This window comes from Aureliella helgolandensis (genome assembly GCF_007752135.1).
Lineage (GTDB): Bacteria > Planctomycetota > Planctomycetia > Pirellulales > Pirellulaceae > Aureliella > Aureliella helgolandensis.
Genome location: NZ_CP036298.1, coordinates 6,543,741 through 6,569,000, shown reverse-complemented (window position 1 = coordinate 6,569,000; position 25,260 = coordinate 6,543,741). Strand labels below are relative to the sequence as shown.

The window sequence follows — 25,260 nt, the reverse complement described above, 5'->3', positions numbered from 1 at the left end:
ACACCTGTCCTTGCTGACGCGGCGGGTTGCGATTGGGTGGGGGCCTGCTTGTTGGGGTGTTGGGGTGTTGGGGTGTTGGGGTGTTGGGGTGTTGGGGTGAGTGTGTTTTGGGGTTTTACCGTGTGGGTAGCTTCTTAAATCATGCTGCTGCGGTGACTGCCTGTCCTTGCTGACGCGGCGGGGTGCGAGTGAAATATGGGATTGAGGGATACCGTTGAGATGTGCCGTAATGCGGCGCGGGACTACAGCTACAGGCCGTTTCGGTGAGGATCGTCGCCAATGATTTATCTGGACTATCACGCGACGACTCCACTTGCGCCGGAGGCTCTGGAAGCAATGTTGCCATTGATGCAGGAGTTGTATGCTAACGCTGGGAGTACAACGCACGCTGCGGGGCGACAGGTGGCAGAGCTGATCGAGCGGGCAACGGTTGAATTGGCTGGGCTGCTGGGGGCCGCGGACGATGAATTGGTGTTTACTAGCGGTGCTACGGAGAGCAATAACTTAGCCCTGTTCGGTACTTGCCTGCATCCGCGCCAGAAACGACGCAAAATTGTAAGTGTGGCGACTGAGCACAAAGCGGTGTTGGATCCCCTGCTGCGCTTGGAACGCCAGGGATTCGAGGTGGTCTATGTGCCGGTGGCCCAGTTCGATTCCCTGCAGCCTGGCGTCGTCGACCTCGGGCAATTGGCTGAGGTGGTCGATGAGCAGACGGCTTTAGTGACAATTATGCTGGCCAACAACGAGATTGGCACGATCCAACCGCTGCGCGCAATTGCGGATCAGTGCCATCGGGTGGGAGCTCTGTTGCATACCGATGCGACTCAAGCGCTCGGCCGCATTCCGGTGGATGTCGATCTGCTGGATGTGGATTTGATGAGCTTTTCAGCCCACAAATTCTATGGACCGAAAGGGGTTGGCGGACTCTACGTGCGTCGCAAGACTCGCCGCGTCAAGCTTCAGCCGCAAATTGTCGGCGGTGGTCAACAGCACAACTACCGCTCGGGAACGATCAATACGGCAGGGATCATCGGCATGCATGCAGCCTTGTTGGGCTGCTATCGACTCAACGCTTGGAGTGACGGGGCCGAGTCCGTCGGCGTGGTTGAATGGCGCCGCGTGGCCGGCCTACGCCAGCGTCTGTACGATCGCTTAATTCAGCGCGAGCCATCGCTGAGTTTGAACGGACCGGGGTGGCCGTCCGAGTTCGGGGAGGCTGGGGAGTTGACTCGGCTTCCGGGGAATTTGAATTGCTGCTTCTATCCCATCGAAGGCCAAAGCCTGATGATGGATGTACCGGAGTTAGCGGTCAGTAGTGGTAGTGCTTGCACGAGTGCTGAGCCCGGGACGAGTCATGTTTTGAGAGCGATCGGTCTCACGGAAGAGCAGGCTCGCAGTAGCTTGCGGTTTGGCATCGGCAGGTTCAATACCGAGCAAGACATTGAGCTGGCCGCAGATTGGCTTCTAGCTTCGCTCGAAAAACTTCGGCGATTGATCTGATGCGCGACCGGAGGGCTCGCTGTCGATATCAACCTTCAGTGGTGGAGTATTCGCAAAGTCAGCGAGAGTTGCATAAAACGGCTGCGAATGGATGTATAGCAGGGCTTAGTCGTTATCATATGGAACTTGAGCAGGCCGCGGGAGCAAAAGCAACCGGCGCCGCGCCGCGATTTATCGTGGAATCACCGAATTCAGAGAATAGAAAGTTGGCAGAATGGACCCAGGTTTAATCACGACGATCGTATCGTTTTTATTCTTCACGGGACTCGTGGGAGGCCTGACGTGGTTTATCACCCGCAAGGACGATCATGGCAGCAGCCAGGGGTTCTTTTTGGCTGGGCGCACGCTGACGTTTCCGTTGATCGCGGGTTCTCTTTTACTCACCAATCTTTCTACAGAGCAGATCGTCGGCCTCAATGGTGACGCGTTTACCGATGGGCTGTGCGTGATGGTTTGGGAAGTCGTGGCGGTCATCGCGTTGGTCTTCATGGCTTGGTTTTTCTTACCACGTTTTCTCAAGAGCGGCGTCGCAACGGTCCCCGAGTACTTGGCGATTCGCTTTGACCGGCAGACGCAGTTCATTGCCAACATGATCTTCCTGTTTGCCTATGTAGCCGTGCTGCTCCCCATCGTGTTGTACACGGGCGCCAAGGGAATGATCGGCATCTTGGATCTGCAGAGCCTGTTGGGAGTTGAGTCGGAGACCACGCTGCTGTGGATGATTGTGATTGCCGTTGGAGTCCTGGGATCGATCTACGCACTCTTTGGTGGCCTACGGACGGTGGCTGTCTCCGATACGCTCAATGGTGTCGGGCTGCTGGTCGGTGGATTGATGGTGACTTGGTTTGCACTTTCCATGCTGGGCGGTGACGGTGGATTCTTCGCCGGTTGGAACAGGTTGGTCGATGAGCAAGGCCCTCGCTTCAATTCCATTGGTAGCAAGGATACCACGGTGCCCTTCGGCGCTATCTTCTCGGGAATCTTTTTGTTGAATTTGTTCTACTGGACAACCAATCAGCAAATTATTCAGCGGACGTTTGGAGCAAGCAGTTTGGCGGAGGGGCAAAAGGGTGTTTTATTGACAGGGGCCTTCAAGCTGTTGGGGCCGGTCTATTTGGTGCTGCCCGGCATGATTGCCTTTTCCATGTTCGGTGATAGTGTGCGGTCGGTCGATGCCTATGGGAAATTGGTGCAGACCGTGTTGCCCAGCTATTTGAATGGATTTTTCGCAGCGGCCATCTTGGGGGCGATTCTGTCGAGTTTCAATTCGGCCTTGAATAGCGCTTGCACGCTCTACAGTCTGGGCTTTTACAAACAAGTGCTCCATCCCAAGGCTAGCGAGAAAGAGGTGATTCGCTCCAGCAAGTGGTTTGGCTGGATTGTGGCGGGAGCTGCCATGGGACTGGCACCTTGGCTGGATGGGCAGGATAGCATTTTTGGCTATCTGCAGAAAATGAATGGCATGTATTTCATCCCGCTATTTGCTGTCGTCCTCGTCGGCATGCTGACTCGCCGAACCTCGGCCGTGTCTGCCAAGGCTGGTTTGATCGTAGGGGTGCTAGTCATCGGGATCGGCTATTTCTTCGAACCGTTTAGCATTGTTGTCGACTCAATGCATACCTTCTTCTTTCTCGGTACCGTCTTTTGTTGGCTAGTGATCATGATGTTGGTCCTCGGTGAATTGTATCCGCGTAAGACCGAGTTCGTGCAACACGATGTTAAGGCGGTCGATATGACGCCCTGGAAACTCGCGCCAGGGGTTGGCCTAGTGTTGATTGCCATCGTGATTGCCATCTACGTATCTCTGGCCGATTTCCGAGTACTCAAGGCGGAGGTCGATCCGCCAACTGACAACGTGCCGTTTGTGGTACCGAACGAATAGAGTGCGGTTGCCGCATGATTTTCCATGTTGAATTTTTCCGCACGATCCTTTCTAGAAAACTCTAAGACTATGAATCTCAAACCGTCCATTTGTATTGACGCCCTGTTCGAAGGGACGCCAACCGCTGAGGCGATCGCATTGGTAGCGAAGCTTGGCTACCCCGCCTTTGAATTTTGGATGTGGTGGGAAAAGGACTTGCCGCAGGTAATGCAGGCTCGCGATGCACACTCGCTGAAAATCGCTGCCTGTTGCACAAAATTCGTCAGTCTCGTCGACGCTCAGGTACGCGACTTGTACTTGGAAGGCCTGCAAGAGTCGATTGCCGCAGCCAAGCAATTGGATTGTCCGGTGCTCATTTCCCAGGTTGGTGATTTCCTGCCAGAGGTGGATCTCGAAGATCAGCATGATAGCCTGGTGGCCGGTCTCAAGGCTGCGGCGAAGATGTTGGAAGGGACCAACATTACGCTTGCCATCGAGCCACTCAATGAACAGGTCGACCATGCTGGATACTATCTGGTCGAGAGTGATGAAGCTTTCGAAATTGTCGAGAAAGTCGCTAGCCCCAATGTTAAAGTGACCTTCGATATCTATCATCAGCAGATTAGTGAAGGGCATCTGATTCACAACATCACGTCGAATATCGAAAAGATTGCCCACTTCCACGCAGCAGGTAATCCAGGGCGACACGAGCTGAATCTCGGGGAAATCCACTATCCTGCGATTATTGAAGCGATTCAGAAGACCGATTACGACGGGTATTTTGGACTGGAATACTGGCCGGAAGCCGATGCGGAAACGGGACTTCTGGAAGCCAAGCTGCTGTTCTGATTCAGGCGGTTGTTGGCTTGGGGATGACGTGCAGTCGTCGTCCTACCGTGAGGGTAGCTTCTCAAATCATGCTGTCGCGATGACTACCTATCCTTGCTCACGCGGCGGGTTGCGATTGGGGGACTGCTGGTTGGGGGCTAGTGTGAGTGTGTTTTCAGGCTTACCGTGCAGGCAGCTTCTTAAATCATGCTGTTGCGGTAACACCTGTCCTTGCTTACGCGGCGGGGTGCGATTTGGGGGCTGCTTGGTGGGGGGCTGGTGTGAGTGTGTTTTCAGGCTTACCGTGCAGGCAGCTTCTTAAATCATGCTGTTGCGGTAACACCTGTCCTTGCTTACGCGGCGGGTTGCGATTGGGGGGCTGCTTGGAGGTGGGCTGGTGTGAGTGTGTTTTCAGGCTTACCGTGCAGGCAGCTTCTTAAATCATGCTGTTGCGATGACTACCTGTCCTTGCTTACGCGGCGGGTTGCTATTTCAACAGCCCGTCACGCGGCGGGGTGCGATTTTGGGGGGGCTGGTTTGCTACTTGCGTTTAGGGATGCGATGGGTTTGCTCGGTATAGGTGCTTTCAAAGATTTTGTCAGCATTGCCCGCTTCGAAACCCTCTCGACGGTGTGCCCGACGAAGGTCGGTGGCTGGCAAATGTTGGAAGGCTGGTAAGACGCGGCGCTCGGCAAACTCGATGTACGAACCGGCAATGGGGTGCGTCTCGATGCCTCCCTGCCCATCATCGAACTCGGCTTGTACCATTTCCGCGACGCTCGAACTCTGCAACAACAAGCCGTCCGGGCTCTGTTTGACGATCCCCCCCGAGTCGTTCAGTGAAATGCCATGCTGCTGGAGTAGGCGGTTGAGGGTGGCAACCGAGTTGTAGGGTGGGGGAAGATTGTGCACGCTGATCGTGAAGTGGTTGAGGTAGTAGCGATTGTAGATGACCCAGGCAGCGTATTCACTTTCTTGCCGCAGTTGTTCGTAGTCGTTCCAACTCGGCCGCCGCCATAAAGAGGTGTGAAGAAAGTTGTCGACTTGCGAGGCGTTGTTCAGATCTAGTTGATCCACTGGATCTGAATCAATCTGGCAGACGTAGGAAGCGATCGTTGTTTGAGACGCGGGGGATAATTGCTCGACTCGCAGCTCGCTGATGAAGATTCTGGGATAGTGTTCCGCTGGAGGTGCGTACCAAAAGGCGTCGAGCTTCTTATGTGGGAATGTGTAGGCATCCCGCCGTTGATATCCGACGTGCAGAAAGATCTTCTCGAGCGATTGAATTCCCAGGTGAGGAACGCCCAGCGTACGGAAGGCGATATGGTCGTTTTCGATATCCTCCGCCGACTTGATGAGGGACGCCGAACGCAGGATCTCCATTACCCGCTCGACATCTGGAACCCGGGTCCCGTATCTTCGCAGTAAACCATGCAGAATATCGTCCAGCAATTGCGGATTTGTGGGAGGCATGACTGAAATCTTTTTGAGGTGACGCCCCCCCTGCGCAGCCGGTTTTGTTGACGGGGCAGCTAAAAAGGGCACTGTGTCGGAATGGGATCGCGCTCAGAACGTGGTGCCACGTTCAAGTGCTAGCATTGCATTTACTGTAGACAGAATTTCCAAGAGTCTGTAAATCAGCTACTGGATCTGTCGAACAGAATGACAGAGGGACGCGTTCTCGTTCCGGCTGCTCCATTCTACTCCTAACTTGTCGGCTATGGCTGCACGGCGGGGAGGTGAGGTGGAGCGTCTGGGATTTTACGTGCGTGAGCGGTGGTCCTAAACTGGTCGGAGTGTACCTCCACAGCACCTCTGTCCGGCCTACCAATTATTGCCTACCTTGCCAACTCGCCAAACTTTGGAATCCTGAGCGTACGTTATGCGTTCCGCATCTTGCCATTTTCAACGCTTAAAACTCTGTGTGCGATGGTGCGCAATTGTTTGTATTGGTTTGGGATGTAGCGGCTGTGGAGCGACGAAGAGTTACACGGCAACCGAGCAACTACTGCTGAGTGATGCGGTGGATGCGGCGGTCTCGAAAATCGACTTTCAACCACTGTCGGGACAAAAGGTCTACTTGGACACCACGTACGTGAAGACTCAGAAGAGCGCGTTGTTGGTTGACTCGGATTACGTAATCAGCTCGTTGCGGCAGCAAATGGTCTCTGCGGGAGTGTATTTGGTGGAAGGGCGTGAGGAGGCGACGCTCATCGCCGAGGCGCGGATGGGGGCGTTGGGCTTGGATGGCCATTCGGTAACCTACGGATTACCCGCTAGCAATACTCTATCCGCGGCATCGAGCGTGTTGGGGGGGAGTGCTGCGATCCCTGCCCTTCCCGAGATGTCTTTGGCCCGCAATGAGCGGACGGCCGGTGCGGCCAAAATTGCCGTGTTTGCCTATGAGCGAGAGACACGCGAGCCCTATTGGCAGTCTGGCGTTGCGCGTTCGTCCAGCAATGCGAAGGATACCTGGGTTTTGGGAGTGGGGCCCTTTCAGCGCGGGACCATCTACAAGCGAACTCGCTTTGCGGGAGACTTGATGACCGGCGAGACCGCCGCGCAAGATGCTGTGGATGTTCGCAAGAGCGCGTCTTTTGCAGAATACATGAGCTCCCACACGTTTGAGAAGCCTCCCGAACCTGGTGAAATCACGCACCCCGACAGCGACGCTGTTGTGAATGCAAGCGTGCAGAGTGCATCGGCCGAGGTAGCCGATGCCCCATCCGACTCCACATCGGCGGAACCGACCAAGAAGCCGTAGTTGTGGACGGACGTTGCCATGGTAGCGGGGGCTATCTATCGGCCGCCTGGAGGGCTGTCTGAGGGAATACGCGGGCCTGCGTGCTCCGCGTCTCGAGAGTCGGAGTCTGTGGGCTGCGGTGAGGCATTAAAGCGGATGGAAGTTGAGTGCCTGCCGCTGAAACCACTGTTGCTTGGTTCCGATTTTGACGATAACGAACATGAGTCGCATGTTTCGAATCTATTGCATGCATTGGGAGGCAAGAGGCTAGCCCGACGAATCATTCATTTCGCCATGCATGGAAAGTATCGCTGATGGCATTGGAATCGGTTGAAATCCAACGACCTGATCGCTGGAGCCATCCCTTGGATGCAGCGATGACAGATGTGGCGGTTGCAGAACTACTCGCGCTACCCCCGTTTTCCGAAATGGACCGAGAACGGTTTGCTCGCAATACACCCTTGGATGATGTGTTGCGCAATGATTCGCGAATTTTGCAGTTGGAAGCGGGCGACTTAATTTTCCGAGAAGGGCAATACGGAGGCACCGCATATTTGGTGCTGCAGGGAGATGTGCGAATCTTCTTATCGCGTTTGCTGCCCGGTGATCGGCAGCAGAGGTCCTCGGCCTGGAGCGGGCAGAATTGGCTGAGCTTCTTTTCCAAACGGCGTAGGAAGGGCAATACCCACCGCCGAGGTGGACAGGATACGCGCCGCCAACCGCGGCGTGCCGAAACGCCTCAGCCGGCGCGTCCCGCGGAAATTGGCTACCGCGGGAGTGGGACTGAGACTCGAGTCTTTTTGCAAGACGTTCCGGGAGTTCTCGCGGATCACTCAACGACTTCGGTATCGGCGGGCGAATTGTTCGGAGAGATGGCGGCGGTTACCCGTTCTCCGCGTGAGTTCACTGCTGTGGCTGAAACACGTTGTACAGTGTTGGAGATTCGCTGGCAGGGGTTAAAGTTGCTTAAGCAGGACCCTGCTTTTCGGGCGATTCTAGACGAACGCTATCGCCGGGACGTCTTGCAAACGCACCTCCATGAAACCAAACAATTTCGTTTTGTGCCCGAATCCCATTTAGAAGCGGTGGTCGAGTCGGCCAAATTGGAGTCGTTTGGCAATATGGAATGGTATGCGGAGTACCGCAAGCAATCAGGCAAGCAAGCTCGAGAGAAGATCTCCGCGGAACCGCTGATTGCTGAAGAGGGGAGTTACGCGACGGGGGTGTGGATTCTGCGAGGTGGATTTGCGAGGCTCAGTCGACGGCAAGGCGCTGGGCATCGAACCTTGGCCTATTTAGGAAAGGGGCATGTGTTTGGCATGGAGGAATTGGCGCATAACCTGCTCTTTGCGCAGGGGACCGCCCCCCTGCCCTACCAAGAATCCTTGCGGGCGATCGGCTATGTCGATGCTTTGTTTATTCCCAAACAAGTAGTGAACGAACATATCCTTCCCTTTGTTCGCTCGACCGACTTGCCGCAGAAAATTGAATCTCCTAGATATCAGTTCGGTGCACCTGTTATTGACGCTCCGCTGGATATTGGAGAGCAGAGCGTAGAGACTGGATTGCTGGAGTATTTGGTTGATCTGAGACTAATGAACGGCCTCAAAGCGATGGTGATCGACACCGATCGCTGCACGCGTTGTGATGACTGTGTGAAGGCATGTGCCAATACGCATGGTGGCACCCCAGTCTTCGAACGCGAAGGCCCACAATATGGAAAATGGATGTTTGCGCAGGCCTGCATGCACTGTGCAGATCCTGTGTGCATGATTGGCTGTCCAACCGGAGCCATTCACCGGGATAGCGAATCGGGTTTGGTACAGATCAATGACCAGACCTGCATCGGTTGCAAGAGTTGCGCGGAGAGTTGTCCCTATGAGAACATTCGGATGGTGATGTCGACGGACAAGATGGGGAGGGCGCAAGTCGATCGCAATACGGGGCTGCCCATCTTGCAGGCGTCGAAGTGTGATTTTTGCGTGGATTTAGGGAAGCAACCCTCCTGCCAAGCTGCTTGTCCTCACGACGCCCTTTTTCGGCTCGACATGAGTGATGTGAAGCAGGTCAATCAACGAATGGGCAGAAAGGCGGGATAATGAACTACCGCACTCGGCGAGTTTTTGCGACTACCCTAACACTGTTGGCCGTTGGCTTGACCGCGTTGGCACTTGAGTGGACGCGGATGCGAATGGGGGATGAATCGACGCTCAGCGGTTGGACGCTGATCGCGTCCACGGCCGGTCTGTACTTGTTGTCGGCTCGCAAGCAGCTTGTTGGCCCGCGTTGGGGCCCCGTGGCAATGTGGATGCAAATGCATGTTTACATGGGGACTTTCGCCAGCATTGTCTTTCTCATGCATATTGGTTGGCCGATTCGTGGTGTGTTTGAATCGGCCCTAGCGGCAGTGTTCGCCTTTGTGGCCGTAACGGGGATGCTCTTGGGACGGCTAAGTCGAACGATGCCTAAGCGTTTGGCAGCCATTCCTAAGGACCATCCGCTGGAGCGAGTCCCCGCCTTGCAACTGGCGGTTGCGCGCGAGGCGCACCAGGTTGCCATGGCTTCCGCGGAACATGGCGAAGGCGCCACGTTGGCAGAATACTATCAGAGGCGGTTGTTGCCCTATTTCCAGACGCCTCGTCGGTGGGTGTATTTAATTGTCCCCAACGGTCTACGCCGCCGAAGCCTGTTGCGTGAACTCAATGATTTGGATCGGTATTTGGCGGAACATGGGATCCAGAGTCGGCGGTCCCTGAGCGCGATGGTTCAGGCCAAGGATGATCTTGATTTTCAACATGCACTCCAGACTCGACTGCGTACGATGTTCATGCTGCACGTCTCGTTGACTTGGGCTTTGGCCCTCATGATTGCCGTGCATGTGGTGCTCGTCTATCGCTTTCAGGGAGCCATGTTGTGAGCGAACGTCCCCAGGACCTCGAGCGGCCGAGAGCGCGGCCCAATGCGCGTTGGGTGTGCGGTTATCAGCAAATGGGGTGTCCGTGCCGCTTGGGACCGAGCAAACACGGGGCCTGCAGTCGAACCTTGCCTAACGCCGTTCAGGAGGAGGGTGGCCTGGATGCGGAAATTGGTCCGTGCATTCCTCAGAAAAGTCCCTGGTTTTCGCGACAAACCGTGGCGCTCAATGCGGCCATACTCGTCGGCGGCTTGCTGCTGCTGTGCATGGCATTCCCCGTTCGCGAGCAGGTGTTTGTTCCTGGGGAGCTATCGGGCAAGCATGCGCAAATATTAGGGAACCGCCTAGTTTCCGACCGTTGCAGTATGTGTCACCCCAATTCTCATGGAATTAGCGCCGGCGTGACCCAAGACGCACTTTGCATGAAATGCCATACCTCGCATATGCCGGACGCGAGCCTGCAAAGTCCTCACGATTTGACCGCGGCACAACTTCAGCATTTGCAAGGGGAATTGAGTTCGAAGAGTAAGGTACGATGGATTTCCACTGCCGCGACCGCCTCCAGCGAGACTACCACAACCCGTTGCGCGCAATGCCACATTGAGCATCACGGTGTCTCCGGAGATCTGAAAGCCATCACCGATTCGAGGTGTCAGTCATGCCATCAAGAACAATTCCACAGCTTTGCGGATGGACATCCGCCGTTTGACGATTTCCCGTATCGTGCAAAACGCAGTATTGCATTTGACCACGCGAGCCACGCCAGCAAATACTTTTCTCAGAAAAATGAAACGTTCGATTGTCAAGTTTGTCACGTGAACCCAGGTCAAGATTCTGCAGTCGGACCTGTGATGCGGACCGTTGGATTTGAACAAGCTTGCGCACGTTGTCATGCTGAATCGCTGCAGTCGAAGTCGATCGAGGGATGGGCGATACTGCAGTTGCCCAGTATCGAATCGCAAGACTCAGAGAACAACGCATTGAATTTGCAAGATTGGCCGGCGGCGGCGCAGTTCGGGTACGAGGGGGAGGTCTCCGTGGCTTTGCGACTACTCCTGGCCGCTGATGATATGGCAGCGCCCGCCCTCAAGTGGCTACCGGCGGACGGGCAGTTAGCAGAAATCCCCAAGCTCGATCTAGGTCGAGCCAACGCGACGCGGCGCATTGCTATCGGCGTTCGGCGCTTGATTGCTGACGTTTCGGAGAATGGGCAGAAGGCCTTGAAGCAGCGGTTGGAGGCTGTCGCGCAACAGCGACTCGGGAGAGAGGCGAGCGCCCATGAGTTGTTCTTGATTGATGAAATGTGCGCAGGAATCCCTCCAGACCTATTCCGGCAAATGCAGGTGCAATGGTTTGGTGCCCACTCGAAATTGGCCACCGATCGCTCCCCAGCGTCGAGCAACCAACTGGCGACGCGAACTCAATCGACAGCCATGCGAGAAAGTGCGCAGCTGCCGGACGAAGAGTCGCAGGCTGCCGATCGGCGCCTCGAGGCGCGTTTAGTGAGCGGCGCAAAAGATCTGCAGCTGAAGCCTGGTGAAGCGGATTTGCTACTCGGCGGTACCACGGGGGATGATGCTCTGTTTGATGATGCCAATGAGACGTATTTGGCAGAGGAAGCCAACGATGCGAGCGGCGTTCAGCCGTCGCCGCCATTGAGCAACGCCCTCAACAGCAGTCCGGAACGCGAGAGGGCCGTGACCGGGGCACCTGCCGCTGACGGACTGTTGTCTGGAGATGGGCTACTGCAGGAGGATGACGATTCGCTGCTTTCCGGAGATTTGCAGGCCACCGGCGGAAGCGATGCCGGCGGGCTTGCCGACGAGCGTTTTACACAATGGCGCGGTTCTCAGCATGTTGCGCAAGGTGGTTGGTTCTTGGACAATGAATTATTAGCGTTGAGATATATGCCACGCGGGCACGCCGATCGAACGTTGGCTGCTTGGGCGGAGTTCGCATCGTTGTTGGATCATGCAACTCAGGCGCGCACGAGCAGCGAAGCGAGTGATTCCATTGGGTTGGGAAGCCGGCATGCGGAACTCAAAAGTGCGATTCTAGGAGGCTGCACAGAGTGCCATCTCCTAAATCCTGGACAAGCCATGGGAAGCCAGTTGGTGGCAAGTGCGTGGGCGCATTGGGAAGTCGTTTCAAGATCCGAGAAGACGCGACCGTTCACCAAGTTTGATCACACACCCCATCTAACGTTGCCGGCGCTGGATGATTGTCGCTATTGCCATGTGCTTCAGGATCAGCCACCATCGGCTGCGGCGCAGGCGAGCATGCCGGTAGATCCTGCGAGGCCAGCTCAGATGGTGAGCTTCTCGTCGGCCGAGGAAAGTCCGGGAGCGGTTGCTTCTACGCACTCATCGGAAGGGTTTCACGAATTCGTGCCGATGAAGCTAGAGCAATGCGTTGCCTGCCACCGATCCGGCGCTGCTAGTGACGGATGCACGGTTTGCCATAACTATCACGTCGGTACGCCAGGGTTCAACTGGTCGCAGTCTTTGAAATAAGCAGTGGTCCCTTGGCATCGAGCCGAGGCTCAGTAGACCCAGGGTTGCGTTAGCCAGTCCACCCACGTCCATCCTGGCGGTTTGGCAAAGGGGATGGCAGTCCACCAGGGCAAAGCATCCAGCTCAATAGGTGGGGCTGGAGTCAATGGCGGCGAATCCTCGGGATCTGGAAAGGCCCAACCCTCGGACGGTTTGGGGAGTCCATGCGCTTGATAGTAGGCGCGATGATGGGAATCGAGCCAGAACAGCGATTCGTGCGGCAGGCGAAAGGCGAGCGGTCCAGTGGCCTTTTGCAATTGGAGTTTGGCGTTGCTGAAATCCTCTCGTGCGGCCATCGCGATGGCGAGATTATGCTGGGCTGCCGCATTGAACCAGAAAATATCGGCAGTGCGTTGCCAGTGTTTTTCCGCAGCTTGCCAGTCGCCCCGCTTGGCTGCCCGTACGCCACGGCGAACACTCCAGGATCCTAATTGGAAATACGGGACCGCTAATTTGACTTCGTCCTGGACAACGATGGGAGAAACGGCTTTCCAGGTTTCCCGAGCACTCGCCGAAATGAGTAAATCGGTATCGTCCTGACTCAGGGCATCGAGGTCGGGATATTGTTGTCTGGCCTCTTCGGTGCGCAGTGAGGTGACGTGCGTGCCAATGGTTTTACTCGAGTCAACGTCGACAACTCGCCACGAAATGAGTAGTTTCTCCTGCTTGGAATCGCCTTGATTGCGTTTCGCAAAGAAGAGATTGTTGTAATCCACTTTGCTGGGTTGCGGCCGCTCGGTACCCGACAGATCCATATCAGAGGTAACGACTTCACCCTGTAGTAGAACAGTGGCACCGACTGCTTTGGCTGCTTCGATAGCGATGGAGTCGTTGTTGAGTGCGGAAGTAGATGCCAGTCGCACGGGCGAGCGAGCCAGGAGTTGTTCCGAGGTGAACAGAGCGACATCGGCACTGGCAGAGGGACGCTGGGCCATCAACGCATCTTCAAATCTGCGGGCCAATTCCGAATCGCCCGCCACTGGGGCCAACGCAATTTTTGTATGAGGGCCGGTTTCGACTTGAGCAGGCTGCCAAACGTGGATCGGTATGCGTCGCCGACAGCCCGTTTGGGCCACCCAGCATATTCCTACCAAGAGAGCAACTCGGAACCAAGTCGATCGCGTGTCAAGCAGGGATTGAGAGCGGGTAATAATAGCAAGCATTAAACAGATCAAATCGAGACATGGGCACACTTCGCCTACCCTGAGGAGGTCGAGTCCATCGATGCATGCCGCTGAAGCCTTGTGCTACGTTCTAGCTAAAACTCATCGCTCGCTGAGTCGGTAGCGAGGGGCACCGCCGGTAACTTCAGTTCGCCGACATTTAGCGCCTACCACTCCTTACGGGACTAAATTTCTGAGTCGCCAGGCCGCATCCTCGGATGCGGTGGGATCGTGAGTCCAGGAGTTACCAAAAGCGGGGAGCCCGCGTCAAGAAGGACTGGGAACGCGGCGTTCGGAGGGTAGTTGTCGTAGACCGCGTTGGCTGTGCGTTTGCCGATTTCAGCCGTTTCGCGTCGGGATGAGAGTTCGTTAACACTCGCATTGCAATAGTTCTATCACCGGAGCCCATCTTCGCTGTGATGTTGGCGAGAGCCTCAGTCTACAGAGTCCGTGAACTTGGCCAGGTCGAATGCGGGCGGATCGGTGGTAGCCATCCGTCAGCTTGCGTTCAATGCTAGCTGGCCAATGCGTGCAGGGGGGAGGATGCGTGGGCCTCTTGCTGGCTGTAGCAGTCAGTGGTGACAAGGCACCGGTGGGGTAGCGGAGGATTCTTCAATTGGAATGAATTGGCCGGATTGAGGAAGATAGGTCTTGATTCGCGCGGTGGCGTCGTCGACTAACCAAGCATGCAAGTGCAACTCGCCCGTTGCTAGCCGTTGCTGGACACACGTGAGCGCCTGGAGGTTTTCAAGTTGGAACAGCGTTTGTTCTTCCAGCATGAGGCGGAGGCGCTCGGTAGCGGAGATTCGACTTCCGTACTCCCTATCCACAACCCGTCGAACCTCCCGTTCGAACTGCAGGTAATACGGACAGGCGTTGTGAGCGCGAGCCGTTGAATTCAACCAGTAGGGAATCACTTGGCAAGCGGTATGGCCACACACGATGATATGCCGCGCATGTGCGAGGGCTACCGCGTATTCCACGGTGGCCAAAGAGGTCACATCGTCATGATTGCCAGCGGAGGGAATGGAGGCAGCCAAGTTTTGTTGAATGAGCATCGAATCTGGCGGTGCGAAAGAGAGATCCTCGAGGGCTGGACCTTGGTCGGAGCAACCAATCAAGAAGATCTCACGCGCACCACTGTTCGCTGAGGCCCGCAGTGCACTGAGCGAGCTGAAGTGTTGCGGTTCGAAGCGGTGGAGTCTACGGGGCTGCGAACCACGTGCGGCGGCACTTGGAGGGCTAGCAGGTACCGACAAGATTGAGCTGATCCGATGCCATGCGGCTTGCAGCCTGGCCCGGACGAAGGAGGAGTTGTGAGTCGTGCATCTCATGCTGTTGCAATCGTTCTCGCCTATGTGATCGAGGAGTAGCGGGCTATGCTCGCTGGATCACCTTTCAATGCAATCAACATGCCATGAGGCTGGAAGGGTTGTCTTATTTCCGCAAAACCTCTCATAAAAGCGATAATATTGCCTTCGCTGACGATTGCCACTAGGGTTGCGTGGAAGGATGGGCTTGCCGGCCTCGCGTGGTATGGTTGGCACGCGTAAGGCGGCGGGGAAAGAGCCCTGCCAACAGCAGATGCAACTGACGGCATGCGTGGATGCAGACGCCATTGCGTCTCCGGGCGTTGACAACGTCTCTAATTGGAGACGACTCAATCCTCCTTTGCATGCGGTTCGGAATTGGAAATTGCTTGAGAAATCAATGAAAGGATATGCTGCGGATTGAATCCTTGTCGCAGGCATTCGTATTCCATCGACCGGCCGCCACAGTGGTATTCCAGCTGCAATTCTTGGAAGAGACGTTCGAGTTGTGGGTATTCGATAATCCAGTCGACGAGGCTACTTTCAAGATCACATTCCATGGCGCGAAACTTTCTGAGGCGAGCTCTTGAATTCGGGCACCTAAAGCTGGTCAGGATGGGCAACTGCCGTTAATGTGTGGCAAATTGCGGGAGGTGCGGCAGGGTTTTGGCATGTCTTTTGCGTGGCTGAGTCGGACTCACGAACAAGTCAAGTGTCTAACTTCAGAAGATAGCATGGTAGACGACACTCCCCACAGCAACACAGCGGAAATTCAGTCAGTGGTCCCTGTGCGAAGCAAGCATTCCCAGTTTGGATGCGCCCACCCTGGCCGAGATCAAGATTCTGAGCGGGCGATCACCGTTGAATCTACGATCTTGGCCAGGGATTTTCCATCTTCACCGAGCGAATTTCCTATGCCGTTGAAGGTGTTGGTCTGCGGCGGGATAGGGCTGGCTGTCGTAGTTTGGTGGCGTTTACTGTTCTGAGTGCCGCTGTTGCTTTACGGCATCTGTTCCCTATTCTTTGCGCCCCGAGTCGGATTTCAACCGCTTTTCGAACAACAAGCCCAGGTCGGCAATTTTCGAGCGAAGCGTGCTTCGCGCGATCCCCAGAACTTCGCTGGCGCGGGCTTGGTTGCCGTCGACATGGTTGAGAACTTCCGGTAGCAGGATCCGGTCAATCTCATTGTGGAGCGATGAGTAAATGTCGGCATGGCCATCGTCGAGCAGGCGGCTGATGTAGTCTCGCAAAACTTCAGCATCGACCGGAGCGGCTTGTTGTTGTGCGGTGGTCGAGTGCGATTCGCGGCAGGTAGCTGGCAGCGAATCGGGGGAGAGGACTTCACCCACATTTCGAACCAAAGCATGTTTGATGGCGCTCTGTAGTTCGCGCACATTGCCTGGCCAGCGGTAGTTTTGCAGCAGGCGGAGCGTCTCGGGGTGGATGGCTCGGATTTGTTTGCCGAAGCCATGATTGAAGAGCTGGACAAAGTGTTCAACGAAGATGGGGATATCGTCGGGTCGTTCGCGCAGCGGAGGAAGTTCAAGAGTAAAGACGCTCAGGCGGTAGAAGAGATCTTCGCGAAAGTCCCCTTCTTGGACCATCTGAGTTAGATTGCGATTGGTGGCAGCGATAACGCGCACGTCGACACGCAAGGTTTCGTTGCTACCGACGCGTTCGAAGCTGCCGTCTTGCAATAGCCGCAGGACCTTGGCCTGCGTGGCGGGCGTCATGTCACCGATTTCATCCAAGAAGATGGTGCCTCGATCGACCTGTTCGAATTTGCCGATACGACGTTGCTCTGCCCCGGTGAACGCCCCTCGCTCATGACCAAAGAGGTCGCTTTCCAATAACGCCTCGGGTAACGCCGCGCAATTGATCGCCAAAAACGGACCTTGGCTTCGTCGGCTATGTTGATAGATGGCACGCGCTACCATTTCTTTGCCTGTCCCACTCTCCCCCAGAATCAAAGCATTGACGTCTTGCGGCGCAACCTGCCCAATGGCTTTGTAGACCTCTTGCATCGCTTGCGAGCGACCGACGATCTGATCGGCATTGGCGTCTTCAATGCCAGCGATTTCGAATGTGGCTGGGACCCGGCTCATGCGACTAATTTCTAGGGCACGATTAACGGTGTTGTACAGTTGCTCAAATTCAACTGGCTTGAGTAGGTACTCGAAGGCTCCGCGTTTCATCGCCTCAATTGCAGTGTCCGTGGTGGAGAACGCTGTGATGATGATTACTGGGAGCCGCGCATCGATGGCTTGGATGAGCGCGAAGGCGTCGAGGCCGGACATGTCGGGCAGACGTACATCGAGAATAACGGCATCCGGCCGTTGTTCGCGAACCGATGCAATTCCCTGTTCCGCAGTCTCGGCGGTGATGACGCAAAGATCGTCGGACTCAAGCCCCTTTTTCAGTGAATAAAGGAGGTTGGGTTCGTCATCGACTATTAATAGTTTCAACACGTGGTGACTTTCTCGATCCGGGCTGGTGCTAGCGTCTATCTACTGCGCTGTATGGAAACCTCGCCTAGGGGGCTAGGCGTCACGCGGTGAAGTGGCAAGCGAATTTCAAAAATAGCACCGCCACTCGGTCGATCTTTAGCTTCCAGGTGCCCGTGGTGGGTCTCAATGATCCGCTTGGAAATGGGCAGTCCCAATCCGAGCCCCGTTTCTTTGGTGCTGTAGAAGGGTTCGTAGATGCGCTCCCGACCTTCGGCGGGCAGCCCGCGACCGTTGTCCGTAATCCTCAAACATAGCGTTGCTTGGGAGTTGTTCCAAGCTGGTGTTACCAAGGCGGGCAGCTTCTTGGGAGACGCCGTTTCGGAAACGGCTTCGATCCAAATGCGGCCTCCATTCTCAACTGCGTCCAACGCATTGAGCAACAGGTTGAGTAGGACCTGTCGCAGTTGCGTGGCGTCACCCAGCACATTCAACGTGGGGGCGAGGCCTAGAATGTGTGAGGGTAGCGGGGTGTCAAGGCCTTGTCCGGGCGTGCCGGTACTTTGGACCTCCGTGCCGCCCAGGTTATGGCCGAGCGCAATGTGCCGCATTTCAGCACGCTTGGAGACGAGGTCGACTGTTTGCATGATGATCTGCCCAACGTCGACAACCTGAGGTTCAAGTTTGGCTGGTCGCGCAAAATCGAGAAAGGCCTGCATCAAGTTTTCGAGTCTCGATATTTCTTCATCAATGATGGTCAAGTCGTGTGCCGTGAGCGTCCCGGCTTCTCCTTTCCGCCGAGAGGACTGCACCAAGGTCTTCATGCACATCAGCGGGTTTCGAATCTCGTGGGCGAGGCCTGCTGCGAGTTGTCCGACAGCGGCCAATTGATCCGAGCGAATGATTTCTCGATGGCGGGCGTGGAGTTGTTCTACAACGGCACCCACTTTGGAGGAGACGTTCTGCAGCACGCTCTCCAAATCAGCCACGCTCGGATCGGTGGATATCGCCACCGGTCCAACCACTTCGTCCAGCTTGCCGGCAACATCACGAATGGGGACACTCAATTGAAAAATGGAGCGGCTGATACCACGTGCCACGCCGTATCCGGCCACGAGTCCCGCGATCGCCCCGCAGGTACCGAGGAGCAGCAAGGCCAGCGCCAGTCGTTCGGCCATCGCCTTGTTCTGGCGGTTGCTCTCCTGCAATTCCAGCTCGTTGAGGGCTAGGTAGTCATCCGCGGCCGACAGCACTTTGGGCGTCAGTATCTCGCTATCGAGTTGCTCCACCCTTGTCTTGAGGAGCTGGAAATCCTCTTCGGTTTTCGTTGTGGCAGCCTGCTCAGCGATTCTGTCCAGTTCCGCAAAAAAAGTGCTCAACCCCCTCTGAGTTTCCTGGACGATTCGCTTTTCCTTTTCAGATAATGAGAGTCCTTGAGACTGGCGTAGCCATTCGTCCAATTGCGGACGTTCATTTCTCGCATGTTGGAGGTGCGCGAGCTCTTCAGTTCGGAGGAAGCGATCGAGTTCGTGGCGCATTTCTCGAACGATCATCTCCAGACGCTCCGCAGCGCGAATGCTGTTGACGTCAACGTCGAGCACCATGGAATTGCTATGTTGCAATCGCAACACATACCACGCCCCGGAAACCCCCAGGCTGAGCAGCAAAAGGCTGGTTGCCGCCGTCGCAAAAGTTATTTTATTGTGCAGCCGCATGGCCGGCGCCTTTGAAAGCAATATTGAGTGAAGTGTTTTGTTGTAATGAAGAAGAATGGGCAAAGCTAGGCCAGAGGAGGATGGCGAGTTTCGACTTGTCCAATGTCGATATTCAACCGTCGAGGCAATTTTTCGGTCACCTCTTTCCGCCTGCGAATGCTGGCAATTGGGGGATGAGGATTAGTTTAGTCAGGGAAACACTCGGCGTTTCCATGCAACTCGCGAAAGCTAGAATTCCGCCAGTTTTGGCACTCACTTTGCAATGCTTGAGGGTAGGAACCTCTTTTTAACGCACCACTAGGCCTAGAACTCTCCCAGAGATCCCTTGGCCGCCCTGGTACCCGCCAAGTTCAGTTTTTGCAAAAAGTGATTGAGACCGCATATGGAAGCGTCGCGCAGTTCAATGTTTACTCCCTCCAATATTGCGCGAGATACGACCTCCGCTTTGGTCGTATTTCTAGTTGCATTGCCACTCTGTTTGGGAATTGCACTCGCCTCGGGAGCGCCCCTGTTCTCTGGCTTGGTCTCTGGGATTGTCGGTGGAATTGTGGTGGGGCTCCTGAGTGGATCTCATACCAGCGTTAGCGGACCGGCAGCCGGTTTGACTGCTGTGGTAGCGGCGCAGATTGCCGGGCTGGGATCGTTCAACGCCTTTCTGCTAGCCGTCGTCGTGGGCGGTGTTATTCAGATTGGGCTGGGGATTGCCCGCGCGGGTGCCCTTTCCGCGTTCTTTCCCTCCAGCGTGATCAAGGGATTGTTAGCGGCCATCGGCGTGATCCTGATCCTCAAGCAAATTCCACACTTGTTGGGCCATGATTCGGATCCCGACGGTGAAATGTCTTTTGCCCAGCCCGATGAGCACAATACCTTCTCCGAAATTGGAACGTTGTTTACGGGTGATTTGCATATTGGCGCCACCATTATCGGTCTCGCGTCGATCGCTCTGCTGCTCGCTTGGGGGCGATTCACCATCTTCAAGAAATCGAATATTCCCGCGCCTCTGGTCGTGGTCATCTTCGGAGTCGGTTTGCAGATGCTGTTCTCTCGCTTGGGGGGCGTATGGTCGGTCGATGCCGGACACTTGGTGCAGATTCCTGTGGCGGAGAGTTTCAGGGAGCTGACCGGATTTTTGCAGTTTCCAGATTTTCGAGAGATTCTTAACCCGGCAATTTATGTGGCCGGCGTGACAATTGCGGTCGTTGCCTCGTTGGAGACGCTGCTCAACCTGGAAGCTGCTGACAAGATCGATACCCGCCGCCGCAATTCGCCTCCCAACCGAGAGTTGTTGGCACAGGGATGCGGTAATGTTGTGGCCGGTCTGGTCGGAGGGATTCCGGTTACTTCGGTAATCGTACGTAGCTCAGTGAATGTGAATTCAGGGGCCAATTCGAAGCTGTCTGCGATTATGCATGGCATCTTCTTGCTGATCTGCGTGGTGATGTTCCCGGTCTATCTCAACTTGATTCCGCTGTCGGCGTTGGCCGCAATTCTGCTGGTTACTGGATTCAAGTTAGCAAGTCCCAAATTGTTCAGCCAAATGTGGGCCGAAGGACGTTACCAATTCGTACCCTTCATTGTCACACTGGTTTCGATCGTATTCACCGATTTGCTCATCGGAATCGTGATTGGTTTGATCGTCAGTGTGTTGTTCATTCTCAACAGTAACTTGAGGCACCCTCTGCGTCGCATCGTCGAGAAGCATGCGTCGGGCGAAGTGATACGAGTAGAACTCTCCAATCAGGTCAGCTTCCTGAATCGTGGTGCACTCGACAAACTGCTCAGTTCGGCCGAGCCTGGTACTCAACTGCTGATCGATGCAACGCATTCGGACTATATTGATCCCGATGTCCTGAGTCTGATTCGGGATTACAAAGAGAACGCTGGCCCGGCTCGACGCGTTTCGGTTAGCTTGCGTGGTTTCCGAGACAAGTACAAGCTGAATGATGAGCTCCAGTTTGCAGACTATTCAACGCGTGAGTTGCAAGATCGGGTAACACCTCAGCAAGTCTTAGAGATTTTGCGTGCCGGGAACGATCGATTCCACACGGATAGTCGGCTATCACGCGATCTCGGGAGCCAAGTTGGCGCTACTGCTGCAGGACAAAATCCATTGGCGGTGGTACTCAGTTGTATCGATTCTCGCGTACCGGTGGAGCTCGTCTTCGACCTTGGCATCGGTGATGTGTTTAGCGTCCGCGTAGCGGGAAATGTGATTGGTACCAAGTCGTTGGGCAGTATCGAGTACGGAGTGACCGTAGCTGGTGCTAAACTGGTGGTCGTGCTCGGGCACACACGCTGCGGTGCCGTCACTTCGGCAGTGCACCTACTGGCCGATCCTACCTCCAGCATCCCCGAAGGTTGTCAAAACCTCCACTCAATCGTTGACGAAATTAATCATTCGGTAAGCGTCGATGAGTGTGAACATGCGACTCAATTGTCTGAGTCTGAATGCGAGTCGTTTGTGGATGAGGTGGCCCGACGCAACATCCAGCGGATTGTCGAGCAAATTACGCAGCGCAGCGCAGCCATGCAAACTGCTGTTGACTCCGGCAAGGTGCTAATTGTGGGAGCTCTGTACGATGTGAAGACCGGAAAAATTGACTTCCTCGCCAATGATCCGCCGGCGGAGTCCAAGGCCGAAAGAACTCTCACGAGCTAGTGTCGGCCCTTCTCGATGGCCGTGTGTGACGATCTCCGGGTGCGTCGTGACGGTGAGTCCATCAGGCCGCGTTCAACAAGAGAAGTTGTGAAACGAGGGCTTGGAATGACTCGCCGGAGCGGCGTGGGGCGAGCGGCTACCATCCAGCCGTCTAATTGAACCGCCCAGTTCGCCCACCCAAAGCGAGTCGGTCACCAGGCAATCCAGGTGCTTGAGGGCCCAGGATTGCTCAGCATTAAGGTACCGCAATGAGGCGAACGTCCTGTGCTCCAACGCGAGCTGAGTTGTTGAGCCCTAGGTCGTGTTGTCACGATGGCTGACTACTGGAGAGCTTGTCGTTTTTGGTCGATAAATTTTACATGGTGCTGAATGTGACCAGAGATATTACTGAGTAATTGTTCCACCGTCATGGGGCCAGCTTCGCTATGCAAGCCCACTCTCTGGAAGTCTGCCTGATTCGCCTGGCGTAGGATACCGAGCAAGTGTCGTCGAGTCACTTCGATGAACTGCAATTCGTGCTCGAGGTCGCGCTGCTGATAGTGTAGCTTGGCCGCAAACTGGTCGGGATCACCTCCAAAGAAGGTGGGGCGGTTCTCGACTAGAACACGTGTGATGCGATCCACGTAAACGGGTTCAAAATCAGCGATGTGACAGATGACTTGACGCGTGGACCATTGGTCGGGAATGGGGGACGCGTCGATTTGTTCTGGTGTCATATTCGACACGGCACGTTTCAACAGCTGCGGTCCAGCAGCATAGTCTTCGAGCAGTTTTGAATGGGACATAGTAGGAAATCAATCTCGGGTCTTGCTAGAGTGAGGAGGACTCAAGTCCTCTGGAATGGGCATGGTGATGACCAGGCCAGCGATGCGATCTTCGGTGCTTGTGCGGCGAGGGACATGACATTTAAGGCAGGTGGAGGAGAGCCGCACCGCTCCGGCGAATTGGAAATGGGTTGCGGTGAGAGCTTCGTACTCGGGCAGCCCCTTCGCCAGGGCGCGTACCGCCGCTTGTTCAAACTCATTTTGAGGTTTGTGGTCGGCGTTCAGTGCATCGGCATTGACCGCCAACCAACGCAGACGAACATCGTATGAATTTGCCAGCTCTTCGAAAACATCTTCCAGCGATTGTGACGGAATGGTATGGCTCGTCTCGTCATCAAAGAAGTCGCGATGCATGACTTGTAACGCTCCATGAAAGGCTTCGTGAAGTGCTCGGGCTCGCCACCGCGCCGCGGTGAGCGTGGCGGGGGTATTGCTCTGTCGCTGTTTCGTGACTTCAACCTCCAATTCTGATTGAACTGCAACCTGGGTTGGCAACGTAAACGTAGAGGGAGACTCCCGTAGATACCGGAATTGCATCAGCGCGGTGAGCGTCGCGAAGCTCAGCAGCCAAATGGAAAGGTTGGGCAAGTGATTTTTCATGGCAAAGTAGTCCGGCACGCGAGTTGCTTGTTATCTAGCATTCACTGTTGAAGTGATCGCTATCGAGCCTCGTTGAAGTTCGTTGAGTCAATGGTAACCGAGATAAATAAATGGCACAGCAAAAAATCATCGTGACAGAGAATGACTGCCGTCGCTTAGAACGACTGCTGCGTGGGAATGTTGCACAAGCGATCGACACCAAGAAGTATATCCGCGATTTGTGCGATGAATTGACAAGGGCGGAGGTGGTCTCAAGCGACAAAGTACCGCAGGACGTCATTACCATGAACTCTACTGTAGTGCTCCGAGACTTGGAGACGGACGAGTTGGAGACGTATACATTGGTCTACCCTGAAGAGGCTAATATTGCCGAGGGAAAACTCTCTGTTCTGGCACCAATTGGGACGGCGATTCTAGGCTATCGCGAAGGGGATTTAGTCAATTGGCATGTGCCGAGTGGAACGAGTCAACTGAGAATTGAAGAGTTAGTCTTTCAACCCGAGCGGACTGGCGTGCTCCACCTTTAAAGATGCCTGCTTACCTGCGGTGTCATGCGCACGTTGTCGCCTATACTTGACGTCCCACGTATTCGATCGGCGGCATTCCCTCGGAGTTGCTCAGCGGTCGAGGATGAGAGACTTGTCCCCCAAAAACGCATGGTCCTCGTGGATGCATTGGGGCGCTGGACGGCAGGTGTAGTGTGTTCGGTAAGTGACACTGTCGCTGTTCGTAGTCGCTGCAGGGTGTGTCGGGATAGAGTTGGAACATAGCGGCAGGTAGAACGTGCTGCGCACTTAAATCTAAACGGAGGTTGGTTTGCCGAAGAAGCCGAAGAAAGCACCTAGATTGCCCCAGCAGCCGATTGATCGATTGGTCGGACCGTTGCGGAGATTCTTGAATATTGAAGCTTCCAGTGGCGTTGTGTTGATGTTCTGCACGTTGGTGGCGGTTGTGGCTGCGAACTCTCCACTCTCGGAGTGGTATTTGGGGCTATGGAACACGGAGATTGGATTTTCGTTTGCAGATTTTGAATTTCGCCACTCACTGAAGCACTGGATCAATGATGGATTGATGGCGATCTTTTTCTTCGTCATTGGACTGGAGGTTCGTCGCGAAGTGGTCTTGGGGGAGTTGCGAGATCTTCGGCAGGCTGCTCTTCCCATTGCGGCAGCAGTAGGTGGCATGGTTGTCCCAGCAGGTATCTACATGGCTATGCATGTTGGCCAACCGTCGATGCGGGGCTGGGGGGTACCGATGGCCACCGACATTGCGTTTGTGGTTGGATGTTTGGCAATTCTGGGACCTCGCGTTCCACACAATCTGCGAATCTTGCTGTTGTCCTTGGCAATTGTTGACGATATTGGTGCGATTGTGGTCATTGCGATTGGCTACACCAGTGATCTAGATCTGAGTTGGTTGGTGGTGGCAAGTGTTGGGATCGTGATTGTGCACTTGCTGATGCGTGTTGGTGTTCGTCGAATTCCGGTCTACTGCGCTGTCGCGGCTTGGGTCTGGTTTGCCGTGCACGAATCGGGAGTTCATGCCACGCTGGCGGGCGTGATGCTAGGCCTGATGACGCCAGCCCGCGCGTATCTTTCGGCCGGGGCGTTTCGCAAGCTACTGCGACGCGTGGGTAAGATCTTTGAAGGAGACGGATGGGAGTCGCGGAGGCATCGTGCCGACACCGTGCGGAGTATGCAAAATGTCACGCGCGAGACAATCTCTCCACTGGAGTATTTGGAAACGACGCTGCATCCTTGGACCAGCTTTGTCATCATGCCACTCTTTGCGCTGGCAAACGCGGGGGTTCCGTTGCAACTGACCGACCTGAACCATCCCATTGCGATTGCAATCGTGGTGGGACTCGTGCTCGGTAAGCCGCTGGGCATCGTATTATTCAGTTGGCTGGCCATCCAGATTGGCGTAGCGCGGTTGCCGGGGGATTTGAATTGGAAGATGCTATCGGCAGCCGGATTTTTGGCCGGTATCGGGTTTACCATGTCGCTGTTCATCGCAGGCCTAGCCTTTGGTGAGCAAGGGCTTGATACCGCTAAGGTGGGTGTGCTGGCTGGTTCGGCAATTGCCGTTACACTCGGCATGGGCCTGTTGTGGCGGACCCTTCCCAAACCTGTTGAGAGGCTATGAGC

At 55.3% G+C, this 25,260-nt stretch carries 19 protein-coding genes; 11 read left to right on the top strand and 8 right to left on the bottom strand.

Going from position 1 to position 25,260, the window contains the following annotated elements; all coding sequences use genetic code 11:
* Positions 1–279 precede the first annotated feature (279 nt).
* The 3 genes from Q31a_RS23050 (at position 280) to Q31a_RS23040 (ending at position 4,210) form a co-directional block, all read left to right on the top strand.
* Positions 280–1,500 carry a cysteine desulfurase family protein gene (locus Q31a_RS23050; protein ID WP_145082981.1) on the top strand — a complete coding sequence of 407 codons (1,221 nt, stop codon included), beginning with the start codon at positions 280–282 and terminating at the stop codon, positions 1,498–1,500.
* Positions 1,501–1,714: 214 nt separating this feature from the next.
* On the top strand, positions 1,715–3,382 hold the full coding sequence (locus Q31a_RS23045; protein WP_145082979.1) for a solute:sodium symporter family transporter: 1,668 nt from the start codon (positions 1,715–1,717) through the stop codon (positions 3,380–3,382).
* Positions 3,383–3,451: 69 nt separating this feature from the next.
* Entirely contained in the window at positions 3,452–4,210 is a 759-nt protein-coding gene (locus Q31a_RS23040; protein WP_145082977.1) for a TIM barrel protein, read from the top strand.
* Between the two features lie 519 nt (positions 4,211–4,729).
* On the opposite strand, the gene Q31a_RS23035 is transcribed toward Q31a_RS23040, so the two are convergent.
* On the bottom strand, positions 4,730–5,662 hold the full coding sequence (locus Q31a_RS23035; RefSeq protein WP_145082975.1) for a DUF1338 domain-containing protein: 933 nt from the start codon (positions 5,660–5,662) through the stop codon (positions 4,730–4,732).
* A gap of 409 nt (positions 5,663–6,071) precedes the next feature.
* Here Q31a_RS23035 and Q31a_RS23030 point away from each other — a divergent pair, with 409 nt between their 5' ends.
* The 5 genes from Q31a_RS23030 (at position 6,072) to Q31a_RS23010 (ending at position 12,359) form a co-directional block, all read left to right on the top strand.
* Positions 6,072–6,953: a DUF6655 family protein gene (locus tag Q31a_RS23030; RefSeq protein ID WP_145082973.1), complete on the top strand. Its 882-nt coding sequence runs from the start codon at positions 6,072–6,074 to the stop codon at positions 6,951–6,953.
* Positions 6,954–7,247: a hypothetical protein gene (locus Q31a_RS23025; protein ID WP_145082971.1), complete on the top strand. Its 294-nt coding sequence runs from the start codon at positions 6,954–6,956 to the stop codon at positions 7,245–7,247.
* Positions 7,247–9,031, top strand: a complete 1,785-nt coding sequence (locus Q31a_RS23020; protein WP_145082969.1) for a cyclic nucleotide-binding domain-containing protein — start codon at positions 7,247–7,249, stop codon at positions 9,029–9,031. The genes Q31a_RS23025 and Q31a_RS23020 overlap by 1 nt, the downstream gene beginning before the upstream one ends.
* Entirely contained in the window at positions 9,031–9,849 is an 819-nt protein-coding gene (locus Q31a_RS23015) for a hypothetical protein (RefSeq protein WP_145082967.1), read from the top strand. The genes Q31a_RS23020 and Q31a_RS23015 overlap by 1 nt, the downstream gene beginning before the upstream one ends.
* A gap of 125 nt (positions 9,850–9,974) precedes the next feature.
* Positions 9,975–12,359 carry a hypothetical protein gene (locus tag Q31a_RS23010; protein WP_145082964.1) on the top strand — a complete coding sequence of 795 codons (2,385 nt, stop codon included), beginning with the start codon at positions 9,975–9,977 and terminating at the stop codon, positions 12,357–12,359.
* A gap of 29 nt (positions 12,360–12,388) precedes the next feature.
* Here Q31a_RS23010 and Q31a_RS23005 read toward each other — a convergent pair whose 3' ends face one another.
* From Q31a_RS23005 to Q31a_RS22985, 5 genes are all read right to left on the bottom strand, one after another.
* The gene (locus tag Q31a_RS23005) at positions 12,389–13,561 is read right to left on the bottom strand and encodes a tetratricopeptide repeat protein (RefSeq protein ID WP_145082962.1); all 1,173 of its coding nucleotides are present in this window, start codon (positions 13,559–13,561) and stop codon (positions 12,389–12,391) included.
* A gap of 572 nt (positions 13,562–14,133) precedes the next feature.
* The gene (locus Q31a_RS23000; RefSeq protein WP_145082960.1) at positions 14,134–14,895 is read right to left on the bottom strand and encodes a carbonic anhydrase; all 762 of its coding nucleotides are present in this window, start codon (positions 14,893–14,895) and stop codon (positions 14,134–14,136) included.
* A 326-nt stretch (positions 14,896–15,221) separates the two neighbouring features.
* Positions 15,222–15,431: a hypothetical protein gene (locus Q31a_RS22995; protein WP_145082958.1), complete on the bottom strand. Its 210-nt coding sequence runs from the start codon at positions 15,429–15,431 to the stop codon at positions 15,222–15,224.
* Between the two features lie 456 nt (positions 15,432–15,887).
* Positions 15,888–17,339: a sigma-54-dependent transcriptional regulator gene (locus tag Q31a_RS22990; protein ID WP_145082956.1), complete on the bottom strand. Its 1,452-nt coding sequence runs from the start codon at positions 17,337–17,339 to the stop codon at positions 15,888–15,890.
* A gap of 35 nt (positions 17,340–17,374) precedes the next feature.
* The gene (locus Q31a_RS22985; RefSeq protein WP_145082955.1) at positions 17,375–19,030 is read right to left on the bottom strand and encodes a sensor histidine kinase; all 1,656 of its coding nucleotides are present in this window, start codon (positions 19,028–19,030) and stop codon (positions 17,375–17,377) included.
* Between the two features lie 403 nt (positions 19,031–19,433).
* Here Q31a_RS22985 and Q31a_RS22980 point away from each other — a divergent pair, with 403 nt between their 5' ends.
* On the top strand, positions 19,434–21,689 hold the full coding sequence (locus tag Q31a_RS22980) for a SulP family inorganic anion transporter (protein ID WP_231690904.1): 2,256 nt from the start codon (positions 19,434–19,436) through the stop codon (positions 21,687–21,689).
* 320 nt (positions 21,690–22,009) lie between these two features.
* Here Q31a_RS22980 and Q31a_RS22975 read toward each other — a convergent pair whose 3' ends face one another.
* Both Q31a_RS22975 and Q31a_RS22970 read right to left on the bottom strand, forming a co-directional pair.
* On the bottom strand, positions 22,010–22,474 hold the full coding sequence (locus Q31a_RS22975) for a DinB family protein (protein WP_145082951.1): 465 nt from the start codon (positions 22,472–22,474) through the stop codon (positions 22,010–22,012).
* A 9-nt stretch (positions 22,475–22,483) separates the two neighbouring features.
* Positions 22,484–23,131, bottom strand: a complete 648-nt coding sequence (locus tag Q31a_RS22970) for a c-type heme family protein (protein ID WP_231690903.1) — start codon at positions 23,129–23,131, stop codon at positions 22,484–22,486.
* 92 nt (positions 23,132–23,223) lie between these two features.
* Here Q31a_RS22970 and rnk point away from each other — a divergent pair, with 92 nt between their 5' ends.
* Entirely contained in the window at positions 23,224–23,640 is a 417-nt protein-coding gene (gene rnk, locus Q31a_RS22965) for a nucleoside diphosphate kinase regulator (RefSeq protein WP_145082949.1), read from the top strand.
* A gap of 343 nt (positions 23,641–23,983) precedes the next feature.
* A complete protein-coding gene (gene nhaA / locus Q31a_RS22960) occupies positions 23,984–25,258 on the top strand; it encodes a Na+/H+ antiporter NhaA (protein ID WP_391575343.1) in 1,275 nt (424 codons plus the stop codon).
* Positions 25,259–25,260 lie beyond the last annotated feature (2 nt).

Coding starts and splice junctions, on each gene's coding strand:
- Q31a_RS23000 (WP_145082960.1), bottom strand. CDS start 14,895: ATGAGATGCACGACTCACAACTCCTCCTTCGTCCGGGCCAGGCTGCAA.
- Q31a_RS23020 (WP_145082969.1), top strand. CDS start 7,247: ATGGCATTGGAATCGGTTGAAATCCAACGACCTGATCGCTGGAGCCAT.
- Q31a_RS22995 (WP_145082958.1), bottom strand. CDS start 15,431: ATGGAATGTGATCTTGAAAGTAGCCTCGTCGACTGGATTATCGAATAC.
- Q31a_RS23005 (WP_145082962.1), bottom strand. CDS start 13,561: ATGCTTGCTATTATTACCCGCTCTCAATCCCTGCTTGACACGCGATCG.
- rnk (WP_145082949.1), top strand. CDS start 23,224: ATGGCACAGCAAAAAATCATCGTGACAGAGAATGACTGCCGTCGCTTA.
- Q31a_RS22975 (WP_145082951.1), bottom strand. CDS start 22,474: ATGTCCCATTCAAAACTGCTCGAAGACTATGCTGCTGGACCGCAGCTG.
- Q31a_RS23030 (WP_145082973.1), top strand. CDS start 6,072: ATGCGTTCCGCATCTTGCCATTTTCAACGCTTAAAACTCTGTGTGCGA.
- Q31a_RS23050 (WP_145082981.1), top strand. CDS start 280: ATGATTTATCTGGACTATCACGCGACGACTCCACTTGCGCCGGAGGCT.
- Q31a_RS22980 (WP_231690904.1), top strand. CDS start 19,434: ATGTTTACTCCCTCCAATATTGCGCGAGATACGACCTCCGCTTTGGTC.
- Q31a_RS23035 (WP_145082975.1), bottom strand. CDS start 5,662: ATGCCTCCCACAAATCCGCAATTGCTGGACGATATTCTGCATGGTTTA.
- Q31a_RS23045 (WP_145082979.1), top strand. CDS start 1,715: ATGGACCCAGGTTTAATCACGACGATCGTATCGTTTTTATTCTTCACG.
- Q31a_RS22985 (WP_145082955.1), bottom strand. CDS start 19,030: ATGCGGCTGCACAATAAAATAACTTTTGCGACGGCGGCAACCAGCCTT.
- Q31a_RS23040 (WP_145082977.1), top strand. CDS start 3,452: ATGAATCTCAAACCGTCCATTTGTATTGACGCCCTGTTCGAAGGGACG.
- Q31a_RS23015 (WP_145082967.1), top strand. CDS start 9,031: ATGAACTACCGCACTCGGCGAGTTTTTGCGACTACCCTAACACTGTTG.